Annotated in this window: 14 protein-coding genes; 12 read left to right on the top strand and 2 right to left on the bottom strand. The window is 39.9% G+C overall.

The window, feature by feature from the left end; genetic code table 11:
* Window positions 1-283 precede the first annotated feature (283 nt).
* Both PQ479_RS18985 and PQ479_RS18980 read right to left on the bottom strand, forming a co-directional pair.
* Window positions 284-1,168, bottom strand: a complete 885-nt coding sequence (locus PQ479_RS18985) for a nuclease-related domain-containing protein (RefSeq protein ID WP_053070289.1) — start codon at window positions 1,166-1,168, stop codon at window positions 284-286.
* Window positions 1,169-1,348: 180 nt separating this feature from the next.
* On the bottom strand, window positions 1,349-1,615 hold the full coding sequence (locus tag PQ479_RS18980; RefSeq protein ID WP_273717159.1) for a hypothetical protein: 267 nt from the start codon (window positions 1,613-1,615) through the stop codon (window positions 1,349-1,351).
* A 22-nt stretch (window positions 1,616-1,637) separates the two neighbouring features.
* Between PQ479_RS18980 and PQ479_RS18975 the strand changes: the two genes are divergently transcribed.
* The 12 genes from PQ479_RS18975 to PQ479_RS18920 all read left to right on the top strand — a co-directional run bounded on the left by PQ479_RS18975 (window position 1,638) and on the right by PQ479_RS18920 (window position 13,907).
* Window positions 1,638-1,865 carry a hypothetical protein gene (locus tag PQ479_RS18975; protein ID WP_047987201.1) on the top strand — a complete coding sequence of 76 codons (228 nt, stop codon included), beginning with the start codon at window positions 1,638-1,640 and terminating at the stop codon, window positions 1,863-1,865.
* A gap of 90 nt (window positions 1,866-1,955) precedes the next feature.
* Window positions 1,956-2,207 (top strand): glutaredoxin family protein, encoded by a 252-nt coding sequence (locus PQ479_RS18970; RefSeq protein ID WP_047987202.1) that lies wholly within the window; start codon window positions 1,956-1,958, stop codon window positions 2,205-2,207.
* Between the two features lie 805 nt (window positions 2,208-3,012).
* A complete protein-coding gene (locus PQ479_RS18965) occupies window positions 3,013-4,032 on the top strand; it encodes a sugar-binding transcriptional regulator (RefSeq protein ID WP_047987203.1) in 1,020 nt (339 codons plus the stop codon).
* Between the two features lie 89 nt (window positions 4,033-4,121).
* The gene (gene gap / locus PQ479_RS18960) at window positions 4,122-5,129 is read left to right on the top strand and encodes a type I glyceraldehyde-3-phosphate dehydrogenase (protein WP_047987204.1); all 1,008 of its coding nucleotides are present in this window, start codon (window positions 4,122-4,124) and stop codon (window positions 5,127-5,129) included.
* A 103-nt stretch (window positions 5,130-5,232) separates the two neighbouring features.
* Window positions 5,233-6,414, top strand: coding sequence for a phosphoglycerate kinase (locus PQ479_RS18955; RefSeq protein WP_047987205.1), 1,182 nt, complete (start codon window positions 5,233-5,235; stop codon window positions 6,412-6,414).
* Window positions 6,415-6,444: 30 nt separating this feature from the next.
* The gene (tpiA, locus tag PQ479_RS18950) at window positions 6,445-7,200 is read left to right on the top strand and encodes a triose-phosphate isomerase (RefSeq protein ID WP_047987206.1); all 756 of its coding nucleotides are present in this window, start codon (window positions 6,445-6,447) and stop codon (window positions 7,198-7,200) included.
* Complete coding sequence (gene gpmI / locus PQ479_RS18945; RefSeq protein ID WP_047987207.1) at window positions 7,197-8,729, top strand: 2,3-bisphosphoglycerate-independent phosphoglycerate mutase; 1,533 nt, start codon at window positions 7,197-7,199, stop codon at window positions 8,727-8,729. The genes tpiA and gpmI overlap by 4 nt, the downstream gene beginning before the upstream one ends.
* Window positions 8,730-8,755: 26 nt before the next feature.
* Window positions 8,756-10,045, top strand: a complete 1,290-nt coding sequence (eno, locus tag PQ479_RS18940; RefSeq protein WP_047987208.1) for a phosphopyruvate hydratase — start codon at window positions 8,756-8,758, stop codon at window positions 10,043-10,045.
* 552 nt (window positions 10,046-10,597) lie between these two features.
* Window positions 10,598-11,326: a MerR family transcriptional regulator gene (locus PQ479_RS18935; protein ID WP_047987209.1), complete on the top strand. Its 729-nt coding sequence runs from the start codon at window positions 10,598-10,600 to the stop codon at window positions 11,324-11,326.
* A complete protein-coding gene (locus PQ479_RS18930) occupies window positions 11,323-12,252 on the top strand; it encodes an ABC transporter ATP-binding protein (protein ID WP_047987210.1) in 930 nt (309 codons plus the stop codon). The genes PQ479_RS18935 and PQ479_RS18930 overlap by 4 nt, the downstream gene beginning before the upstream one ends.
* On the top strand, window positions 12,249-13,022 hold the full coding sequence (locus PQ479_RS18925; protein WP_047987211.1) for an ABC transporter permease: 774 nt from the start codon (window positions 12,249-12,251) through the stop codon (window positions 13,020-13,022). Before PQ479_RS18930 ends, PQ479_RS18925 begins: the two co-directional genes overlap by 4 nt.
* Window positions 13,023-13,340: 318 nt before the next feature.
* Complete coding sequence (locus PQ479_RS18920) at window positions 13,341-13,907, top strand: hypothetical protein (RefSeq protein ID WP_273717158.1); 567 nt, start codon at window positions 13,341-13,343, stop codon at window positions 13,905-13,907.
* Window positions 13,908-13,959: the final 52 nt, after the last annotated feature.

The raw sequence follows: 13,959 nt of genomic DNA, 5'->3' as shown, positions 1-13,959 counted from the left end.
ATAAGAAAACAGAAAACTAGTAATATGGTTTAGTGCCCCATATTCTAAAAGTGTTTTGTGAAACCGTTTACAATTATTAATTATATCGACTACTCAGAGAAATCCCATCCACTACATTGACTAGAATGGTGCACTATATTGACATCGGTGTTTTAGGAGTGGCTGGGACGAGAGAGTCAGAAATAAAAAGTGGATAGGTGAATGGGGTCTAATTGATTGGGGGAGTTTTTGGGTTTAGTTCTTTTTTGTGTTGACACATTAAAGAAGGAAAGGTGTTAAGTCGTTAATTAAACTCTTTATCGGTTTGTTCAGCTACTAGATATTGAGTGGCTTTTCCTTTTCCAGATATGGGATGATATTTGGAAAGATATCTTTGCAGAGAGTCTTTAGACTTATAAGAATTACACCATTCGTAGAATAAATTTGTAGTTAATTTTTCTTTAGGGAACAAAAGGGCGAATTCAGTAACCATCCTTTTTAATGCGGATTTTACGTGCTCGCTGTAACAGCAAAGTTCACAACGGAGTTCAAATTTTGAAAGAGAAAGTTGAAATGAATCACAGTATAAACACCTTATACCTTTTTTTAGTGATTCAAATTTATAATCAGGCGTTGAATGTGTTGGATAGTCTAGTAATTGGTGATTAGAAAGTGTCATTGCTATCTTTGAAAGCTGGGAAGATTCGGAATGGGTAGCTACTTGTATTTGTTGAAAGTGTTTGGCAATTTGGTAATGGAAAATAAATGAAGGGTCCTCAAAGGGGGCATGATACATATAAAACGTGGGGTTTACAAATACAATATGAGAATATAAGTCGGCATGTGGTAAGGAGTAATGTGCAAGTAGTTGGCGGAGTAGACTGTTGGAACGCTCAACTTGAAATGCAGGATTGGGGATTTCTTTTTTTGAATGGAGGTTGTAAAGTTTCCTATTTTTATATAATACATCGCCTTCATAATTTTTTACTTCATACAAATGAATGGAGGTAGGAGTAATAATAAGGGAATCTACTTGAAATTTATGGCCTTTAAATTCTAAGAGCAGGTCATTTAATATAATGTACTCTGAGGGAAGATTTGAGGTGAATTTATCAAATTCGATTTCACCAGCATAACCTTTTTCTAATATTAGCATTTTGTTCTCTAATTCTTTTGGGAAATTGTGCATCCTGTGTTTTAAACTCCTTAAAATCCGCAATTCCTTTGGGACTTTTCTTTTGCTAATAACGATAATAAGTCACTCCTTTTATTTGAATTTAGAATAATAAGATAATTATATCAGAAGTCTACTAGGAAGTATGCTGAAACTAGAAAATTATCTAAGTTTTATTGTGAGATGATGTTAGCATTAATGGATAAAGTAAGTAATCACGGGGTTACATGCCGGAAAATGAGAAGAAAGCCCGAGCAAAAGCCGAATCTCGGGGTTGCGGCTTGAAAAAGAGAGAGGAAGCCCGAGCAAAAGCGGAATCGCGGGGTTACATGCCGGAAAATGAGAAGGAAGCCCGAGCAAAAGCGGAATCACGGGGTTGCGGCTTGAAAAAGAGAGAGGAAGCCCGAGCAAACTCGGAAACGCGGGGTTACATGCCGGAAAATGAGAAGAAAGCCCGAGCAAAAGCGTAACATGGGGTTGCGGCTTGAAAAAGAGAGAGGAAGCCCGAGCAAAAGCGGAAACGCGGGGTTACATGGCGGAAAATGAGAAGAAAGCCCGAGCAAAAGCGGAATCACGGGGTAGCGGCTTGAAAAAGAGGAAGAAAGCCCGAGCAAAAGCGGAATCGCGGGGTTACATACCGGAAAATGAGAAGAAAGCCCGAGCAAAAGCCGATTCTTGGGGTTACATGCAGAAAAAGGAAGAGAAAGCCTGATGATATTTAGTCAGCACAAATATGAGTCGCTTATCACTTTACCACTAATCAATGCTAAAATAAAAAGTACTAAAAAGGAGTTGAATATAGATGAGTAACGTAGTTGTTGAAGTGATGTCTAAAGAGCATTGTCCGTTGTGTGATGATGTGTTGATAGATTTGAAGTTATTAAGAGATGAGCTTGCTTTTGATGTGAATGTTATCGATATTTATCAAGATGAAGAGCTGTTAGAGAAGTATCAGCTGATGATTCCTGTGATCTTAATAGAAGGGAAGGAAATTGGATTTGGTAAAATCGCTCGTGAGGATTTAAAAAGTGCCATAAAGGTAGCACAAAGCTAAAACCAACGCACCAACTAAGCTTAAAACTAAAAGCTAAAGATCCAATTCAAACGCCTAATGGCGATAAACTTGTACAATCATCAATGGGGTTATATATCATGTCGCTGTTTTAACTTTCCTAATTAAAGTAGGCGGCGACTGGAAGAATTGACAGCCCTTATTGGTATGTGAGTGGCTTGGGATATTTACGGGCTTTTATAGATTCATTGAATCATTCATTTATTTAAATGTTTAATTGGTTTCCAAAACGGTTATAGGTGAATAGAATATCATTAAATATTCTTCTTGGTCATGCCTTAGAGTTTTGGAACATGATTCAGCAAATTTTTAGAAAATAAGTTTTAGCTCTTGTATAATTGGATAATTATTGTTATGATGATAATGGAGATAGGGTTTAGTTTGCTCTAATCGGGACATTATTTGTCACAGAGGGACATTTTCGCTCCCGGTGGTTAGTCATTATCAAAGGACTTTCCCAAAATTGTATATTTTTTTGATGTGGCGGGACGTATTTTGTCACAGAGGGACGTTGTGCGACCCTGCAAAGAACAATCTATACCTTTACCTCATAAAATTATAAACAAACATACCTTAAACAGCGAAATCATCCCCCTATCATCCTCCCTTTTATTTCATCTACCTTTGGATAAACTAAGATGAAATATCAAGAAGATTTGTCATATCAATGTGGAATAGGGTGAAGAATAGGCTTAGCTTGCCTGATACTAAGCTCCAAATCGGTTGCTTCGTCAAGCCTGTTTCTCTAGTGGCATTTTTTCTAAAGTGTGAAAAGGAGCTTATGATCATGAAGTCTTTAATTACGTTACAAAAACAGTTAGTGCCTGATTTACTTGATACTATGGTGAAGCGCTATCGAATCTTACAAAATATACGTTTAATGCAGCCGATAGGTAGACGGACATTATCAACGAATGTTCAGTTGTCAGAGCGTGTGTTACGAAGTGAAGTGACGTTCTTAAAGGAGCAGAGGATTGTTGATTTTACCACTGCTGGCATGAGTTTAACGGCACAAGGGGAAGTTCTTTTTACGGAGCTAGAAGAAATGATGAAAGAGCTTCAAGGCCTTAGTAGTTTAGAAAAAGAGCTACAAGATAAGCTAGGTGTATCCAAGGTCATTATCGTATCTGGAGATAGCGATGAAAATGATTGGGTCAAACATGAGCTTGGCCAAGCGGCAGCTCTCGAATTGAACGCTCATTTAAAGCCAAAGGATGTTGTAGCCGTTATGGGTGGAACAACACTCGCAGCTGTGGCCCGTATGATGCCGGCTGACTCCAAAAACAGAGATGTTGTATTTGTACCTGCTAGAGGCGGCTTAGGTGAAAAGGTAGAAAATCAGGCGAATACCATTAGTGCAGAATTTGCAACACGAGCACATGCACAGTATCGCTTGTTGCATGTACCTGACCAGCTGAGTGAAGAAGCTTATTCTTCATTAATTATTGAACCGTCTGTTCAAGAAATTTTAAAGATTATTAAATCAGCTTCTGTTGTCATTCACGGTATTGGTGATGCTGAAATGATGGCGAGCCGTCGAAACTCGCAAGTACCATTTTTAGAGAAGTTGATTGAACACCATGCAGTCGGAGAAGCATTTGGTTATTATTTCGACGAAAATGGTAAAAGTATTCATAAACAACGAACGATTGGTTTGCAGTTAGATGAACTTGACCAAGATAAGTATGTAATCTCAGTGGCAGGTGGTCATTCAAAAGCAAAGGCCATTGCTGCATATGTGAAAAATCGTCCAACTGATGTTCTCGTAACGGATGAAGGGGCGGCAAACAGTTTATTAGTATTGTAAGAATTAAAGAGGGATATATTAATAGTTGGTAGATTGGATATTCCCTTTTTGAAAATATATTGAAGTATAAATTAGGAGGAGATTTTATCATGGCAACAAAGATTGGTATTAACGGTTTTGGAAGAATTGGACGTAACGTATTCCGTGCAGCTTTAAACAACCCAAATGTAGAGGTTGTAGCGATTAATGATTTAACCGATGCAAACATGCTTGCACATCTTTTGAAATATGATTCTATTCACGGCCGTTTAGATGCGGAAGTAGAAGTGAAAGAAGATAATTTAGTAGTTAATGGGCATGTTATTGATGTTTCAGCTGAGCGTGACCCTGCGAAATTAAACTGGGCAGACCGCGGTGTAGAAGTGGTTGTTGAATCAACTGGTTTCTTCACAAAACGTGCTGATGCAGCTAAGCATATTGAAGCTGGTGCTAAAAAAGTAATTATCTCTGCTCCTGCTTCAGATGAAGATATTACCGTTGTTATGGGTGTTAACGAAGACAAGTATGACCCAACAAACCACAGCGTAATTTCTAACGCTTCTTGTACGACAAACTGTTTAGCTCCATTTGCTAAAGTATTAAATGATAAATTTGGTGTTCGTCGTGGAATGATGACAACAGTTCACTCTTACACGAATGACCAACAAATCTTAGATTTACCACATAAAGATTACCGTCGTGCTCGTGCAGCTGCTGAAAATATCATTCCAACATCAACTGGTGCTGCAAAAGCCGTAGCTTTAGTTCTTCCTGAATTAAAAGGTAAATTAAACGGTGGAGCTATGCGTGTACCAACACCAAACGTTTCTTTAGTAGATTTAGTAGCTGAATTGGATCAAGAAGTAACAGCAGAAGAAATCAATGCAGCTTTTAAAGAAGCAGCTGAAGGTCCTTTAAAAGGAATCCTTGGATATAGTGAAGAGCCATTAGTTTCTGGCGATTATAATGGCGATCATCATTCTTCAACAATTGACGCTCTTTCAACAATGGTTATGGAAGGAAATATGGTAAAAGTCATTTCTTGGTATGATAACGAATCTGGTTACTCACACCGCGTCATTGACCTTGTTGATTATATTGCTAGTAAAGGTTTATAATCTAATTGGATAGGGAGTGGGGGAGTAGAATTTTTTCTAGCTCCCCTTTCCATTGTCAAGTAGTTCCTTTTAAAATAGAGAGGTTAAAGGAGGTCATTAGCTCATGAATAAACAATCTATTCGTGATCTTGACTTAGGTGGAAAGAAAGTTTTTGTACGCGTTGACTTTAATGTACCGATGAAGGATGGGGTAATCACAGACGAAACTCGTATTCGTGCTGCGATTCCTACGATCGAATTTTTAGTAGAGAAGGGTGCTAAAATCATTTTAGCGAGTCATCTTGGCCGTCCGAAAGGTCAGGTCGTGGAAGAGCTTCGATTAACACCTGTTGCTAATAAATTAAGTGAACTATTAAACAAAAACGTTCAAAAAGTGGATGTAGCCTATGGTGAAAAAGCAGAAGCAGCTGTTCAAGATCTAAACGAGGGTGACATTCTTTTATTAGAAAATGTACGCTTTTATCCTGGTGAAGAAAAAAATGACCAAGAATTAGCGAAGGAATTTGCAAAGCTAGCAGATGTTTTTGTGAATGATGCTTTTGGTGCCGCTCATAGAGCCCATGCTTCAACAGAAGGAATCGCCCACCATCTACCAGCTGTTTCAGGTCTTTTAATGGAGAAGGAATTAGATGTATTAAGTAAAGCATTATCTACTCCAGAACGCCCGTTTACAGCCATTATTGGTGGTGCAAAAGTAAAAGATAAAATTGGTGTTATTGAAAATCTATTAGAAAAAGTAGACAACCTTATTATTGGTGGCGGACTTGCTTACACATTTATTAAGGCGTTAGGTCATGATATCGGAAAATCTTTATTGGAAGAAGATAAAATTGATTTAGCGAAGTCGTTTATGAAAAAGGCAAAAGAAAATGGGGTAAATCTTTATTTACCTACCGATGCCTTGGTGGCGGATGATTTCTCTGCTGAAGCAAACACAAAGGTTGTCGCCATTGATTCTATCCCGTCTGATTGGGAATCACTAGATATTGGTCCAGAAACAATTGCCACTTATCAAAAAGTCGTGAATGAATCAAAACTAGTCATTTGGAATGGCCCAATGGGTGTATTTGAAATTGATACGTTTGCCAATGGTACTAAAGGTGTAGCTGATGCATTAGCGAATAGTGAAGCCTACTCGGTAGTAGGTGGTGGAGATTCCGCTGCGGCTGCTGAGAAATTTGGAGTTGCAAGTAAAATGAGTCATATTTCTACAGGTGGAGGAGCCTCTCTTGAATTTATGGAAGGTAAAATCCTACCGGGTGTCGTGGCTCTGAACGATAAATAAGTTATTGACTATTTTGGATGAGGTGAAATCATGCGTAAACCAATTATTGCAGGCAACTGGAAAATGAATAAGACTTTGTCAGAAGCAAAAGCCTTTGCTGCGGATGTGAAAAGTAAAGTACCAGCGAGTACAGAGGTGGATGCTGTTATTTGTGCACCAGCGTTATTTCTCGAAAGCTTAGTCACTGAAACAGAAGGAACTGATTTAAAAGTAGGAGCACAGAATATGCATTTCGAGGACAACGGTGCTTTTACGGGTGAAATTTCTCCTTTGGCTCTTGTCGATATGAATGTTGACTATGTCATTATTGGACACTCAGAACGTCGTGAAATGTTTGCAGAAACGGATGAAACCGTCAATAAAAAAGTACACGCTGCATTTGAGCGTGGGTTAACGCCGATTATGTGTTGTGGTGAAACAGATGAAGAGCGTGAGGCTGGTAAGACAAATGACGTTGTTCAAACACAGGTGGAAGCAGGGTTAAGAGACTTATCAGAAAGACAAGTAAAAGATGTTGTGATTGCTTATGAGCCAATTTGGGCAATTGGTACGGGTAAATCTTCTTCTGCAGCTGATGCAAATGAAGTATGTGCTTATATTCGTAAAGTTGTAGCGACTTCATTTTCTGAAGAAGCGGCCAATGCTGTTCGTATCCAATATGGTGGTAGTGTAAAGCCGGCTAATATTGCTGAGTACATGGCTCAAGAAGATATTGATGGTGCACTTGTTGGAGGGGCAAGCTTAGAAGCTGATTCATTCCTTGCTTTATTGGAGGCAACAAAATGAGTAAAAAACCTGTAGCTTTAATCATCCTAGATGGATTTGCGATGCGGGATGAAGCAAAAGGGAATGCTATTAGCAATGCGAACAAACCTAATTTTGATCGCTACTGGAACCATTACCCTCATGCGACTTTAGAAGCTCAAGGTGAAGCGGTTGGATTACCTGAAGGACAGATGGGAAACTCTGAGGTAGGACATTTAAATATCGGAGCAGGTCGTATCGTTTACCAAAGTTTAACTCGTGTGAATTTATCGATTCGTGAGGGAGATTTTTTCGAAAATGAAACGTTAAAGAATGCCATGAATTATGTGAATGAAAAAGGAACAGCCCTTCATTTATATGGTTTATTGTCTGACGGGGGTATCCACAGTCATATTAACCACCTTTATGCGATTCTTAAGTTAGCTAAAGCGAACAATATCGAGAAGGTTTATATTCATGGATTCTTAGATGGTCGAGATGTTGGTCCAACGACATCAAGAACATATATTAAGGATTTAGAAAAGCAAATGGATGAGCTAGGTGTTGGTGAGATTGCGTCGATTCACGGTCGTTATTATGCGATGGACCGTGATAAGCGTTGGGATCGTGTCGATAAGTCGTATCGAGCAATGGTATATGGTGAAGGACCGGATTATCACTCTGCGTTAGAGGCGATAGATGATAGCTATGGCAATAGTATTCATGATGAGTTCTTGATCCCCTCAGTAATCAAAAAAGAAGACGGTTCGCCTGTTGCGACGATTGAAGATGGAGATGCGGTGATTTTCTTTAACTTCCGTCCTGACCGTGCGATCCAAATGTCTCAAGTTTTTACAAACGAAGATTTTCGTGGTTTTGAACGTGGTGTGAAGCACCCGAAAGATATTCATTATGTTTGTCTCACTCATTTTAGTGAAACGGTTAAGGGATTTGTTGCTTTTAAGCCGACAAACTTAGATAATACATTAGGGGAAGTCCTTGCCCAACAAAATTATAAACAATTACGTATTGCGGAGACGGAAAAATATCCACATGTTACTTTCTTCTTCAGTGGGGGGCGAGAACAACCATTTGATGGGGAAGAACGGATTTTAATTGATTCACCGAAAGTCGCTACGTATGATTTAAAACCAGAAATGAGTGCTTTTGAAGTGACGGATGCTTTAGTTGCGGAAATTGAAGCAGAAAAGCACGATGCGATTATCCTTAATTTCGCTAACCCTGATATGGTTGGACATTCAGGTATGCTTGAGCCAACGATTAGAGCAGTTGAAGCGGTTGATGAATGTCTAGGCCTGGTGGTTGATGCGATTATTGCAAAAGGTGGAGCAGCAATCATTACCGCTGATCACGGTAATGCTGATGAAGTTGTGACACTAGATGACCAGCCTATGACAGCTCATACGACTAATCGTGTACCAGTTATCGTTACAGATGAACAGCTAACATTAAGAGAAGATGGCATTTTAGCTGATTTAGCACCGACCATTTTAGAATTACTTAAGGCGAAACAGCCAGTTGAGATGACAGGTAAATCACTTATTAAATAATTTAAATTGAAGGGAATGACCTTATTATGACAATGATTACAGATGTATATGCTCGTGAAGTATTGGATTCTCGTGGAAATCCAACAGTGGAAGTTGAGGTTTATCTTGAGTCAGGAGCAATGGGACGTGCACTTGTACCAAGTGGAGCTTCTACAGGTGAATATGAAGCAGTTGAACTACGTGATGGAGACACTCGTTTCTTAGGTAAAGGTGTATTAAAAGCTGTTGAAAATGTTAATGAAGTGATTGCACCAGAAATTATTGGTGTTGATGCATTAGACCAACTTGGCATTGATAAATTAATGATCGACCTGGATGGTACTGAAAACAAAGGGAAACTAGGTGCAAACGCGATTCTTGGTGTATCGATGGCCGTTGCTCATGCAGCAGCTAACGCATTAGGGATTCCTTTATATGTGTATCTTGGTGGATTCGGTGCAAAACAATTGCCAGTACCAATGATGAACATCATCAATGGTGGTGAGCACGCTGATAATAACGTTGATATTCAAGAATTCATGGTTATGCCTGTAGGAGCAGAAAACTTTAAAGAAGCTCTACGTATGGGTACGGAAATTTTCCACCACTTAAAATCTGTTCTTAAAGCAAAAGGCTACAACACAGCGGTTGGTGATGAAGGTGGATTTGCTCCAAACTTATCATCCAATGAAGAAGCTTTATCAACGATTATTGAAGCGATTGAAAAAGCTGGTTATAAGCCAGGTGAAGAAGTACAGTTGGCAATGGACGTAGCTTCTTCTGAGCTTTTCAACAAGGAAGATGGTAAATATCATTTAGCAGGTGAAGGCAAAGTTCTTTCTTCTGAAGAGATGGTAGATTTTTACGAAGACCTAGTTTCTAAATACCCAATCATTTCGATTGAAGATGGTTTAGATGAAAACGACTGGGAAGGTCACAAGCTGTTAACGGATCGTCTAGGGGAAAAAGTTCAATTAGTAGGTGATGACTTATTCGTAACGAATACGAAAAAGCTTGCTGAAGGGATTGAAAAAGGAATTAGTAACTCAATTCTGATCAAAGTAAACCAAATCGGTACGTTAACAGAAACATTTGAAGCGATCGAAATGGCAAAACGTGCCGGTTACACAGCCGTTATCTCTCACCGTTCTGGTGAAACAGAGGATGCAACGATTGCTGATATCGCGGTAGCAACAAACGCTGGTCAAATCAAAACAGGTGCCCCATCTCGTACAGACCGTGTTGCGAAGTATAACCAATTACTTCGTATCGAGGACGAATTAGCAGATGTAGCAACATACCAAGGCATTAAGTCTTTCTATAACTTGAAGAAGTAATAAATAGAGAAAATTAAGAGTAACGCCCCTTATTTATATGGATGAAGTCCATATGAGTAAGGGGTTTTTGCAGTTCGCTTTCCGTTAACTCAAGGGTGACCAGTAACAAAAAGGATATTTACCGCAGCGAACCCTTGAGGGAAGAGTAGTAGAGCTAAGATCTAGGGATGTAGCCGATTGGTTCAACGCCACCGTGTAGGACGCAGCACAATTTACAGGAGCGACGAGCAACGCTTATGTTTACACTAACTTATTAATAACGTGCCCATGTTGACTTGCCGTCGTAACTCTTCACCAGTAAAAATGCAAGAGCAAGATATATATGCTACCGAAGGGGAAGAAAATTTTGGGGTCTGGACCAGAAAAAAGGACAGAAAGCCCGAGCGTAAGCAGCAGCTTTCATAGAAAACTTCGTGAGTTATGCTTTAAAAGCTGAAAACAAAAATTAGGCTTGTCCTTTTCAATTTTTTTGTAAAATACGCTTGAACGACACGTAACGTGTTGTTTTATACTCAAGTAAGAGGAAAAATAACCCATGAGAGGAGATGTTATATGTATTCCATTGGAAAGCTTTCTAAAAAGACGGGTGTGACGAAGCGAACACTTGATTATTATGATGAGATTGGTTTATTAAAGCCTCAATCAACGACAGGAGGGGGTCATCGTCTGTATGGAGAGGATGAGGTGTTTAAGCTTGAGCAAATTTTAGCGATGAAATATATTGGGTTTCCTTTAGAACAAATCAAACTAATTATTGAAGAATCGACGCAAACATGGGAAGAAGCATTACAGGCACAATTAATAATGGTAAAAGAAAAAAAGAATAAGCTCTTAGAGATGGAGACCGCGATTAAAGCGATATTATATTCAATGAAAATAGAGAAGGAAGTAAACTGGTCGTTAATTTTTGGGGCCATTCATTTATTCCATGAAGGTGGTGTCTCTGAGGTGCTCGATCAGTATATGAATGAGGAACAAAAGGAAAAATTATTGGCTGTTAACCATGACCAAAAAACGGCTGAGCAGTGGATAGCGATTGTACATGAAATTAAAGAAAATCTTGATGCACCACCGCACTCGGAAATTGCACAAAGGTTAGCAGCGAGATGGCTTGAAGGTGTTTATGACATGTTTGGTGAAGATGAGGAATTTCTAGGGAGTGCATGGAATGCCATATCTGAAGAAAGTAATGGCGTGATGTTTTATCCGATGACAAAGGAAGTGATTACCTTTATTACAGAAGCAATTAAAGTACAAGAAGAGAGGGGCGAAAACGAATGACGTCCGTGGCTATTGACATGAAGCAAGTGAGAAAAACATATGGGAAAAAGGTTGTCGCTGTTGAAAACCTTTCATTGCAAGTAAAAACAGGAAGCATTTTTGCGTTACTAGGTCCTAATGGGTCTGGCAAAACAACAACCATCCGAATGTTAACTTCATTAGTTTCCAAAGATGGAGGAGATATCCATATTTTTGGGGAGAATAAAATCGATAAACACGTAATCGGATGTGTTGCACAAAATTCAGGCGTTGATCCACTAGGGACAGGAAAAGAAAATTTAATGATGCAAGGAAAAATCTATGGTTTGAAAGGACAGATTTTAAAAAAGAGAGTGGATGAATTGCTGAAGATGTTTCATCTTGAAAAAGACCAAAATCGTTTAAGTAAAAATTACTCGGGGGGTATGAAAAGGAAGCTTGATTTGGCCATGGGAATTATTCATAAGCCTAGGCTGCTATTCTTAGATGAACCGACAACAGGTTTAGATCCTGAAGCTCGCTCTGATTTATGGAAAATGATTAAGCAGTTACAAGAGGAACAAGGGATGACGGTTGTGTTAACAACACATTATATGGAAGAAGCAGATGAGTTAGCTGATTATGTAGCTTTTATGAATGAAGGTAAACTAGTTATAGAAGGAACGAAGGAATCTTTGAAAAGAGGAATGAAAAGCGATACGTTAATCTTTCAAAGTCCTCATGTTGAAAAAGCAAAAGAGGTTTTGCAGGGTGAAAATCAACTCGTTGTAAAAGAAGATAAGCTTCATGTTCAAGTTACAGACGGTGCCACAAAATTACCTGAGCTCCTACATGAATTAAAAGAACATGGAGTTGATATTGATTCGGTAACCCTATCGAAGGTTAACTTGGGAGATGTATATTTCATGCATACCGGAAAAACGTTAATGAAGGGGGAAAGCAAATGAAGTTCTTCTCTGATAGTTATGTCATCTTTTTAAGAAGTTTAAGAAGTATCAGCCGTTCCCCTTTTGTGATTTTAATGACGATTATTCAGCCTGTTTTATGGATGGTGTTATTTGGTCAAGTATTTTCAAGTATGGCGGACATTCCAGGCTTTGGTGGGGATGCTTATATGGATTTCTTAGGTCCTGGTATCGTCATGATGAGTACAATGATGGCCGGTGCTTACGCAGGAATGGGGATTATAAGTGATTATCGTGATGGTGTGCTTGACCGCTTAATGATTTCTCCGATTAAGCGTTCTGCGATCTTATGGGGATCATTATTACAGGATTCCTTAACATTAGCTTTTCAAGCGATTATGATGATAGGTATTGCTGTGTTAATGGGTGCTCATTTTTCAGGAGGATTATTAGGCATTACCCAATTTGTCATCATTTCTATATTATTAGGCTTAACGATGGGTGTGCTATCAACTTCTTTGGGCTTGCTTATATTAAAAGAGTCAAGTTTGACGGCTGCTGTTAGTTTTATTACCATGCCTTTACTTTTCTTATCGAGTTTATTTATTCCGTTAGCGCTTGTGCCAAATTGGGTCGCAACAATTGCGGCTTTTAATCCGCTGCATTGGGCGATTGAAGCAGGTAGAGAAGTCATCACACATCAGACTGATTGGGTGATTGTTTTTCAGAATAGTTTGTATTTATTGCTACTTTTGTTTGTTTCATTTATTCTTGTGATTGCAGCTTTTAAAAGATATCAACGGATTGTGTGAAAGTTGATGCTGATGCTCATGTGCGGATCTTTGCTAATCGCTACAGAAAATCATGCTCCGCGTCCTGCGGGTGTCTCCGCATGACTCCCCACTGGGTGCTGCCCATGGGTGATGCACTCAATCTCGTCACCTTCACTTCCGGTATTACAAAGTTATGACTAATCACTAAGCTTAAGAGCTCATTGTGTCATCAAGCCCCTTGAGTAACTGACACGTTCAGCTTTTCTCTCCCTTTTTCCGCTCGCAACCCCGAGATTGGGCGTTTGTTCGGGGTTCCTCGCCCTTTTTTCGCCTTCAACCCTGAGATTGGGCGTTTGCTTGGGGGTTACTCGCACTTTTTCAGCTAGTAACCCCGAGATTGGGCGTTTGCTCGGGCTTTCTCCCTCTTTTTCCGCCCGCAACCCCGAGATTGGGCGTTTGCTCGGGGTTACTCTCCTTTTTTCCGCTCGTAACCCCGAGATTCGTCGTTTGCTCGGGGTTCCTCGCCCTTTTTCCGCTCGCAACCCCGAGATTCGTCGTTTGCACGGGGTTCCTCCGCTTTTTCCAGCTAGTAACCCCGAGATTGGGCGTTTGCACGGGGTTCCTCGGCTTTTTCCAGCTCGCAACCCCGAGATTCGTCGTTTGCTCGGGGTTCCTCGCCCTTTTTCCGCTCGCAACCCCGAGATTCACCGTTTGCACGGGGTTCCTCGCCCTTTTTCAACTCGCAACCCCGAGATTCAGCGTTTGCACGGGGTTACTCTCTCTTTTTCCGCTCGCAACCCTGAGATTGGGCGTTTGCTTGGGGTTCCTCGGCTTTTTCCAGCTCGCAACCCCGAGATTCAGCGTTTGCACGGGGTTCCTCGCCCTTTTTCTGCTCGCAACAGTCAAGTCCTGAATATTGTGTAAATACTCCTCTACAATGTTTCCACTCTCTTTTAGTATGGATTGTGTTGGTGTG

Origin of the sequence: Alkalihalobacillus pseudalcaliphilus, assembly GCF_028610675.1 — a bacterium.
Classification (GTDB): domain Bacteria; phylum Bacillota; class Bacilli; order Bacillales; family Bacillaceae_D; genus Alkalihalobacillus; species Alkalihalobacillus pseudalcaliphilus.
The sequence above is the reverse complement of the archived record's forward strand: the minus strand, read 5'-3'. Positions and strand labels throughout refer to the sequence as shown.

Bases quoted from the DNA above. Each gene is read 5' to 3' on its own strand.
- tpiA (WP_047987206.1), top strand. From the start codon at position 6,445: ATGCGTAAACCAATTATTGCAGGCAACTGGAAAATGAATAAGACTTTG.
- PQ479_RS18970 (WP_047987202.1), top strand. From the start codon at position 1,956: ATGAGTAACGTAGTTGTTGAAGTGATGTCTAAAGAGCATTGTCCGTTG.
- PQ479_RS18965 (WP_047987203.1), top strand. From the start codon at position 3,013: ATGAAGTCTTTAATTACGTTACAAAAACAGTTAGTGCCTGATTTACTT.
- eno (WP_047987208.1), top strand. From the start codon at position 8,756: ATGACAATGATTACAGATGTATATGCTCGTGAAGTATTGGATTCTCGT.
- gpmI (WP_047987207.1), top strand. From the start codon at position 7,197: ATGAGTAAAAAACCTGTAGCTTTAATCATCCTAGATGGATTTGCGATG.
- PQ479_RS18955 (WP_047987205.1), top strand. From the start codon at position 5,233: ATGAATAAACAATCTATTCGTGATCTTGACTTAGGTGGAAAGAAAGTT.
- PQ479_RS18930 (WP_047987210.1), top strand. From the start codon at position 11,323: ATGACGTCCGTGGCTATTGACATGAAGCAAGTGAGAAAAACATATGGG.
- PQ479_RS18935 (WP_047987209.1), top strand. From the start codon at position 10,598: ATGTATTCCATTGGAAAGCTTTCTAAAAAGACGGGTGTGACGAAGCGA.
- PQ479_RS18925 (WP_047987211.1), top strand. From the start codon at position 12,249: ATGAAGTTCTTCTCTGATAGTTATGTCATCTTTTTAAGAAGTTTAAGA.
- PQ479_RS18985 (WP_053070289.1), bottom strand. From the start codon at position 1,168: ATGCACAATTTCCCAAAAGAATTAGAGAACAAAATGCTAATATTAGAA.
- gap (WP_047987204.1), top strand. From the start codon at position 4,122: ATGGCAACAAAGATTGGTATTAACGGTTTTGGAAGAATTGGACGTAAC.